The sequence below is a fragment of the Bradyrhizobium sp. CCBAU 11434 genome, assembly GCF_028128895.1.
Taxonomy (GTDB): domain Bacteria; phylum Pseudomonadota; class Alphaproteobacteria; order Rhizobiales; family Xanthobacteraceae; genus Bradyrhizobium; species Bradyrhizobium zhengyangense.
In genome coordinates, this window is the sequence record NZ_LBJX01000101.1 from 521,257 (window position 1) to 529,235 (window position 7,979).

The following is a 7,979-nucleotide window of genomic DNA, read 5'->3' on the forward strand; positions in this document are numbered from 1 at the left end:
TGAAGGGCGACGGGCTTGACGGCAGAGGACAAAGCCATGCGTATTCTCGTCGTCGAAGACGATCCTGTCCTGTCAGATGGTTTGCGGACCGGGCTCGGCATGTTCGGCGCTACGCTCGACGTTGTGGAGAGCTGCGCGGACGGACGTGCCGCGCTGGCAAGCAGCGAATTCGATGCTCTCGTTCTCGACCTTATGCTCCCGGACGGGTCTGGGCTCGATCTGCTCGCCGACCTGCGGGCGGCCGGCGACCGCACGCCGGTGCTGCTGTTGACCGCGCTCGACGAAATCGCCGATCGCGTCAAGGGCCTCGATGCGGGTGCCGACGACTATCTCGGCAAGCCGTTCGACCTGGATGAACTCGGCGCGCGGCTGCGCGCCATCGCTCGGCGTCAAAATGGGCGGGCTTCGCCGCTGCTGTCCTGCAACGGCATCGTGCTTGATCCTGCCACCATGTCGGCGGCCGCGAATGGCGAGAGGGTCAGCTTGTCGCGGCGCGAATTCGCCGTGCTGCAGGCGCTGATGGAGCGGCCAGGCGTGCTGCGCTCCAAGGACGCGCTGGAGGCCAGCCTCTACGGCTGGCAAGAGGAGATCGAGAGCAATACTGTGGAGGTCCACATCCACAAGCTCCGCGCCAAGCTCGGACGACACGCGATCGAGACCGTGCGCGGCATCGGTTACCGCATCCGGGTGGGCGCATAATGATGTCGCTGCGGACGAGACTCTTCCTGATCCTGGTGGCGGCTACAGGCGTGATCTGGCTGTTCGCCATCGGATGGATCTATGTCGGCACAAAGCATGAGGTTGAAAGTGTGCTCGACGCCCGGCTCCAGGAAGCCGCGCGCATGGTGGCTTCGCTCGTGCCAACCAAGGGCGTCGCGACCCCTGAGGCAAGCCACGACGCGCTTGACGGAATACCGATCTACGAGCGCCAGCTTTCCTGCCAGATATGGTCGCTCGACGGCCGTCTGGTCGCGCGGTCGAGTGGGGCACCGCGCGCCAGACTCAGCGATACCGAAAGCGGCTTCTCCCAACGCGACATCGACGGCGAGAGCTGGCGCGTCTTCACCGTCGAGGATGCCGACAAGGGCATCCGCGTGCTGGTCGGCGATCGCCTCGGCATTCGCGAGCATCTGGTCGCTGGCATCATCAAGGGGCTTCTTACTCCGACGCTGCTGATCGTTCCACTGCTCGGTTTCCTGATCTGGTCTAGCCTCTCCAGCGGCTTGCGGCCGCTACGCACGCTTGCGCGCGAACTTCAGACCCGCGGCGCGGATGACATGAGCCCGGTGCAGGCGGATCGGGCCCCGCCCGAGATCCTGCCGATGACGGCCGCCCTCAACGCGCTCTTCGAGAAGGTCGAAAGCGCGCGGCAACATGAGCGCGAGATTACGGCGTTTGCAGCCCACGAGCTTCGCACGCCGCTTGCAGGCTTGCGGACCCAGGCGCAAGTCGCGATCAGCGCCAGCGATCCGCCGGCGCGCGAGCGGGCGCTGCGGCAGATCCTCATTGCGGTCGACCGCACCACGCGGCTCGTTCGGCAATTGCTGGCAATGGCGGATCTCGATGCCCGCCACGACGCACGACCAGACGCCGCCGTCAATCTCGGAGCCGCCATCGACGAGATCGTTGACGCCGCCCCGGGCCATGACCGCATCCGCGTGGAGATCGAGCCGGCATTAAGCAGGACGACGGTAACGGCAAACGCGGCACTGCTCGCGGTAGCACTACGCAACCTGCATGAGAATGCTGTTGAACACACTTTTGACTCCGGCCTGGTGCGCTGGCGCGTCAACAGCGATGCCGACGCGCTCGTGATCGCCGTCGAGGACGAAGGTCCCGGGATCCCGCCGGACGAACTGAAACTCGTCACACGTCGCTTCTTCCGCGGCCGTCTGAAGCGCCCCAGCGGCAGTGGGCTGGGGCTGTCAATCGTCGAGCTGGCTCTGCGAGCCAACGGGGCCCGACTTAATCTCGTCAACCGCGGCGACCGCAGCGGACTGCGCGCCGAGATCGTCTGGCCGTTGCCTTCGGACAAGGCCCCCGTCCCGACTCGGCGATCCAGCGCGGTCCTCCGCTTTGTGACCAAGACGTCGTGAGACCGGAGCTTGCACATCGCAGGAGCACAGGGCGATGAAAACGGAGCAACTCATCAACGCACTGGTGGCCGACATCGGCCCGCGGCGCTCCTTTCTTCGCTCCTTCGTCTACGCCACCGCCTCGGGGGTCGCCTTCGACGCTGTAGTTTTCTTTGCAGCGATCGGTCCCAGGCCGGACATTGCGGCCGCGGCCGAGACCTGGCGGTTTCTGTTCAAATTCGTGGTTACACTTGCACTTGCCGTGCCAGCTACGACGCTGGCCTACCGGTTGGCCGCGCCTGCAATGTGGCGCCGATGCCGGTTCGAAGTACTCATGGTGCCGCTTTGCCTGTTGCTTGCGGCGACGGCGTTCGAGCTCGATCTCGTGCCCCCCTCGCTGTGGATGGTTCGCCTGGTCGGTTCGAACTCGGTGAACTGCATGACGCTGATTCCGGTTCTGGCTCTGGCTCCGCTGACATGTTTCCTCATCCTGCTGCGGAGCGGAGCCTCGTGCGATCCGGGATTGACCGGCGCAGTGGCGGGTCTCGCCGCGGGCGCGATCGCTGCCACGTTCTATGCGCTCAACTGCTTCGATGACAGTCCGCTATTCGTGATCACGTGGTATCCGATCGCGATGTCGACGACCGCGGCGGGCGGCTATTACGGCGGCCGGCGCTTCCTGACCTGGTGAAGGAGGACCTGCCCTTAAGATCCGCTTAAGCCTGTAGAGCGATCGGTGCGCACTCAAGCACAAGAATCAGGATGGACCTCGTGAGTGCATTGTCATCGGACCGCCAACGCTTCTTGATCGCCGGCTGGACGAAACTGGCCGGCAAACTTTCGGGCTGGAGCGCATGGCCGCTTCGCCTCATCGTGGGCTATGGCTTCATCATCCATGGGTGGGCGAAGCTGAGCCGCGGCCCCGAGAGCTTCGCGGCCTTCCTGCACGCCCTTAATGTGCCTCTTCCGCTGTTCTTTGCCTGGGCTACCACGGTAACCGAACTGATTGGAGGCCTCTGCGTACTGTGCGGCGCGTTCGTCGCAGCGGCGAGCGTGCCGTTGTCGGTCGTGTTGCTGGCTGCGCTCTTCACGGTCCATCTCCATTACGGCTTCTTCTCCGTCAAGCTCGCGGGTATTTCTCCGGACGGAGTGAAGTTCGGCCCGGTGGGTTACGAGCACATCCTTCTCTATCTTGCCGGTCTGATCAGCCTTGCGATCGGTGGCGCGGGACCAATTTCATTGGATGGATGGCTTATCCGTCGCGCTGGCAGAGATCGCGTGAGGTCGGACGCAAAGGACGGTCTCACAGGCCGGCTTCGTACCCATCCTTCGGAGCTGTAGCGTTCTTGGAAACCTGACGTCGGAGGAGAGGTCAGCGTGACTGTCAAGAGGTGAATGAGAGAGTCTCTTGAGATTCGGATTTGATCGAATCAAACTGACTGATGGTCGGATGCGGCTGATCCGCCGGACCTCGAGTGAGCTTACAAACGGGCTCTTCGAGCGATCCATATCCCTCGATTTCGGAGCGAAGCTCGGCTACTGAACGCATGATCCGCTCGAATGACTCAGCTGCCCGCAGGCGGTCGCCACCCCGTGACACCAGCTGACTGATGCTTGCCAGCAGGATGCTCGATTTCTCGATGCGCATCAGCTGCTCGTCAAACGCGCCAAATTCGTTCCCACCCGGGAATTCCGATGCCAGCTCATCACAGAGCCTTGTGAGCTCGGAGACGAACTCATCTGATGACAGACCGTGATCGGGACAGGGGAATTGCAGGACGTTGTCGCGCTCCATTCGGGCCTCCGTCTGCTATACGACGCTCGCCCGGCTTTGGATCAGTCCGCACCCGCTGAATGAGCTGCCCTTTTGGTTGGCGGCGGCCGAAGCTTAAGCCATGAGGACACGCTTCCCTGGAACCGGCGGGATCACTATTCCGCGGGAACCTGTCAAGTGGTGGCGAATTATCTCCATTCCGCCTCCAGAGTCCTCGTTGAATGAAAACAACCGCCGCCGCGGATCCCCGAAGCCTTGAGTTGCTCATTAACGGGATCGTCGATTACGCCATCTTCATGCTCGATACCAACGGCTTGATCAGGACCTGGAACAAGGGCGCTGAACGGCTCAAGGGTTACGTGGCCTACGAGATCATCGGAAAGCCTTTTTCGACCTTTTACACGCCTGAAGATCGGCAGAAGGGCCTACCCGCCAAGGCGCTGGCCACCGCGTCGGAGACAGGACGCTTTGCGTCCGAAGGCTGGCGCGTCAGAAAGGATGGCAGCCGGTTCTGGGCGCTCGTCGTTCTCGACGCCATCCGGGACGAGGGCGGCGATCTCGTCGGGTTCGCGAAGGTGACGAGAGACATCACCGAGCGGCAACAGGCCCATAACGACCTCCTGGAAAGCGAACGACGATATCGCCGCCTCGTTGAAGCCGTCGTCGACTACGCCATTTTTCAACTCGATCCTTCCGGCAATGTCGCGACCTGGAACCCCGGCGCGGAGCGCATCAAGGGGTATCGGCCGGAGGAGATCATCGGCCGACATTTCAGCACCTTCTACACGCCCGAGGATCTTGAAAAGGGCGTGCCGAAATTGGCGCTGAGGGAGGCCGCCGAAAAAGGGCGGTTCGAATCCGAGGGCTGGCGGTTGCGCAAGGACGGCACGCGCTTCTGGGCCTCGGTGGTCATCGACAGGATTACCGACGAAAGCGGCACGATCATCGGCTTTGCGAAGGTCACGCGCGATCTCACCGAGCGGAAGCAGGCCCAGGACGAGCTTCAGCGGGTCCAGGAGCAACTGGTTGCATCCCAGAAGCTCGAAGCGGTCGGACAGCTCAGCGGCGGCATCGCTCATGACTTCAACAATCTCCTGATGATCGTGCTGGGAAATCTCGAGAATGCAGAACGCAACAGCCGCAATGTCGGAGGACCGAACCTCCATCGCGCGCTTGCAAACGCGAAGCGCGGCGCGCAACGGGCCGCGGCGCTGACATCTCGGTTGCTCGCCTTCTCTCGCCGTCAGGCGCTCGACCCAAAGCCGATCAACCTCAACGGCTTCCTGAGTGGGCTCCAGGAGTTCCTTCAGCGCACATTGGGTGAGCGCATCGAAGTGCAGACGGTCGGCGGCGCCGGCCTCTGGCAGATCGAGGCGGACGTGAACCACCTGGAATCGACCATCGTCAACCTTGCGATCAATGCCCGTGATGCGATGCCTGACGGCGGGAAGCTGACCATCGAGGCGGCCAATGTCTCCGCTGACGAAGACTATTCGCGTGCGAACCCGGAGCTCGCAGCCGGCCAATATGTCGTCATCAGCGTCAGCGATACCGGCAGCGGCATGACGCCGGAGGTCCTCAATCACGCGTTCGAGCCGTTTTTCACGACCAAGGAGCCTGGACAGGGGACCGGTCTTGGCCTGAGCCAGGTCTACGGCTTCGTCAAACAGTCCGGCGGACATGTGAAGATCTACAGCGAGGTCGGGGAAGGCACGAGCATCAAGATGTACTTCCCGCGTCACGCGGGCAGTGCGCAGCCCAGCTCCGAGGATGCGGACGAGTTCGTAGCGGAAGGCGCCGCTGTAGAAACCATTCTCGTCGTCGAAGACGATGTCGATCTCAGGACCTACGTTTCGGACGTCCTGCGCGATCTCAACTATCGGGTCCTGGCTGCCGGCAGCGCGCAGGCCGCCATGACCATTTTATTGCAGGAAGATCAGCACCTGGATCTGCTTCTGACCGATGTCGTCATGCCCGGCATCAATGGTCGTGAGCTGGGACGGCGCGCGCAGCAGGTCAGGCCCAAGCTGAAGATTCTCTACATGACCGGTTACTCGCGCAACGCAGTCGTTCACCAGGGGCGCCTCGACGAGGGGGTCGATCTGCTGGAAAAGCCCGTCACTCAGGCAAGGCTGGCGCTGAAGATTCGCGAGCTTCTGGATCGAAGGTGAAAACACAAAAGTCTGATGGATGAGATTCGACTGGCGCGCCGACGAAGGTGCATTCCCTCCCCCCTTGTGGGGGAGGGCTAGGGAGAGGGGTAGCACCAGGAAAAGGTGCCGGTTGTCGAAGATGTGTCGTGTGTGTGGGGGCGCCACGGATGGCGTCCCCGTGTGGCCCCCCCTCCCTGACCCTCCCCCACAAGGGGGGAGGGAACGGAGAAAGCGTGGCAAGCTTAACGAGCTTGCCGGGCGCTCGGCCCCAGGTCTATGAGCCCCAGATCCACAAGCGTGCGATGGAAACGACGTTTCCGTTCGGAGGCTGATGCGAAGTAAGCTTCCCGGCAGTCATCCAGCAAGCTCGCGCGGGTGGCAAATATCGGATCGAGCGCAATGCCGGCCCGTTGCAGGGCGACAGTGCCAAGGAAGGCGATATCGAGGTCGGCGCCTCGTCCGGGGCTGAAGTGCGGGATATTGAGGGCTTCAATCGCGTAGAAGGTACGAAACGCACTCCGCCCATCTCCCGGTCGTTTCAGCTGTCGATCGATCTGCTTCGTCAGCACGGGTTGATGATCCCCGTAATGCACGATGAGGACAGGCCGGTCAGGAAAGCTGCTTGCCAGCTTGGCTCTGGCGGCTTGCCAGGCCGACGCGGTCTCTGCCAGTCGCGTGTAGTACTCGGCGTATTCGGCATTGGGGAGGCTGGCCTTGGCAAAGGCGCGTTCTTTCTCGAATCGACCTGAGGGCACCAGCTGCCTGCTGTGCGGACCGTGATTGAAATTGGTCAGCGCATAAAGGAATCTCGGTGTCTGGTCGTGAGCGACCCTCTTGAGATAGGCATTGACGACCGCATCCAGAAACACTGCATCGGAATTTGTTGCCTCGAAACGCCTGGTATCGAATGGCGGAGGAAGTTCGTCGACGAAGATGCGCTCGTCGATGCCGATCGAGCCGTAGAATTTATCGTAGCTGAGGAATCCGCGGCGGCAGCTGGATATCAGTGTCGTCTTGTAGCCGAGCGACGCCAGGGAACGCGGCAAGCTGCTATGAAAACGGCCGGCGCCCTTCTTGAAGAGATAGTAGGCGCTCGAACCGAAGCTGGCGCTTGAAAGACCGGTCAGCAGGCTGAATTCGGTTTGCCACGACCCTCCACCAAAGATGTCGACGTTCAGGTGGCCAAATTCCGCACCTGGCGGGGACAGGAAAGCCTCCACACTCGACTCGACCGGCAGGCCGAAAATACGCGGGTCGAAGACGGACTCGTGCTGGATGACGATAATGTCGGGCGAACAGGTGGAACGCGCTGGCACCGCCTCCCTCAAGGGCAGTGGCTCGCTCGCGATATCGCTCAGCGCCAACGCGCCGAACTGTCGCCAGCAAGCGGGGTCGACCAGCGAGGCCATGAAGGTCGCGTAGAAGCACCGCCCTTGCGTCAGAGTAAGCCGCAAGGACGCAACGCCCTTTGACGTGGAAGCCTTGGCAAAGCCGATGAGCGCCAGAAGGAACAAGAGAACCCGCAATGTGGCGGGAACGGGAGACCCCGCCGCATAGAGCAGAACCGCGCCCGAAGCGAAGGCGAAGAGCGCGCTTCCTGCCAGAACGCCCAGCATCATGCGCGGGTATTGCAAGACAAAAAATGGGACCGTGCCCGCAAACGCCAGGGGCAAATCAGAGACGGTCAGCTTGAGTGCGCTGTGGTCGAACTTGACTGAGGATATGCCGGCGATTGCCACCGCCAGCATGCCGGACAGCAGGATCGCCCTCTCGACATCGGCAAGAAGCAGCAGCAACAGGGCAGCATTGAACAGGAGCGCCGCGATCGCGAACGGCAGATGTTCAACGTTCCGTTCCGTCAGCGCAACAGCGGCAATGACTGCCACGAGAATGAAAATCAAAGTCATGGAATCAGGATGCCCCGAGCATTTGAATTATGCAATTTGGGGGCCGGACCGACAGTGAAGACCCGCAAGG

7 protein-coding genes are annotated in these 7,979 nt (G+C 62.1%); 5 read left to right on the forward strand and 2 right to left on the reverse strand.

Annotated features, from left to right (window positions below; all coding sequences use genetic code 11):
• Nucleotides 1-36: 36 nt before the first annotated feature.
• From XI06_RS37190 to XI06_RS37205, 4 genes are all read left to right on the forward strand, one after another.
• Nucleotides 37-699 carry a response regulator gene (locus tag XI06_RS37190; RefSeq protein WP_237870927.1) on the forward strand — a complete coding sequence of 221 codons (663 nt, stop codon included), beginning with the start codon at nucleotides 37-39 and terminating at the stop codon, nucleotides 697-699.
• Nucleotides 699-2,096, forward strand: a complete 1,398-nt coding sequence (locus XI06_RS37195; protein WP_271607580.1) for an ATP-binding protein — start codon at nucleotides 699-701, stop codon at nucleotides 2,094-2,096. The genes XI06_RS37190 and XI06_RS37195 overlap by 1 nt, the downstream gene beginning before the upstream one ends.
• A 34-nt stretch (nucleotides 2,097-2,130) precedes the next feature.
• Complete coding sequence (locus XI06_RS37200) at nucleotides 2,131-2,766, forward strand: NrsF family protein (RefSeq protein ID WP_237866569.1); 636 nt, start codon at nucleotides 2,131-2,133, stop codon at nucleotides 2,764-2,766.
• Between the two features lie 71 nt (nucleotides 2,767-2,837).
• Nucleotides 2,838-3,416 carry a DoxX family protein gene (locus XI06_RS37205; RefSeq protein ID WP_271607581.1) on the forward strand — a complete coding sequence of 193 codons (579 nt, stop codon included), beginning with the start codon at nucleotides 2,838-2,840 and terminating at the stop codon, nucleotides 3,414-3,416.
• A gap of 43 nt (nucleotides 3,417-3,459) precedes the next feature.
• Here XI06_RS37205 and XI06_RS37210 read toward each other — a convergent pair whose 3' ends face one another.
• On the reverse strand, nucleotides 3,460-3,870 hold the full coding sequence (locus XI06_RS37210; RefSeq protein ID WP_237866567.1) for a hypothetical protein: 411 nt from the start codon (nucleotides 3,868-3,870) through the stop codon (nucleotides 3,460-3,462).
• 200 nt (nucleotides 3,871-4,070) lie between these two features.
• On the opposite strand from XI06_RS37210, the gene XI06_RS37215 reads away from it, so the two are divergent.
• Nucleotides 4,071-6,020, forward strand: a complete 1,950-nt coding sequence (locus tag XI06_RS37215) for a hybrid sensor histidine kinase/response regulator (protein ID WP_271607582.1) — start codon at nucleotides 4,071-4,073, stop codon at nucleotides 6,018-6,020.
• A 224-nt stretch (nucleotides 6,021-6,244) separates the two neighbouring features.
• On the opposite strand, the gene XI06_RS37220 is transcribed toward XI06_RS37215, so the two are convergent.
• A complete protein-coding gene (locus tag XI06_RS37220; protein ID WP_271607583.1) occupies nucleotides 6,245-7,909 on the reverse strand; it encodes a sulfatase-like hydrolase/transferase in 1,665 nt (554 codons plus the stop codon).
• Between the last annotated feature and the right edge of the window lie 70 nt (nucleotides 7,910-7,979).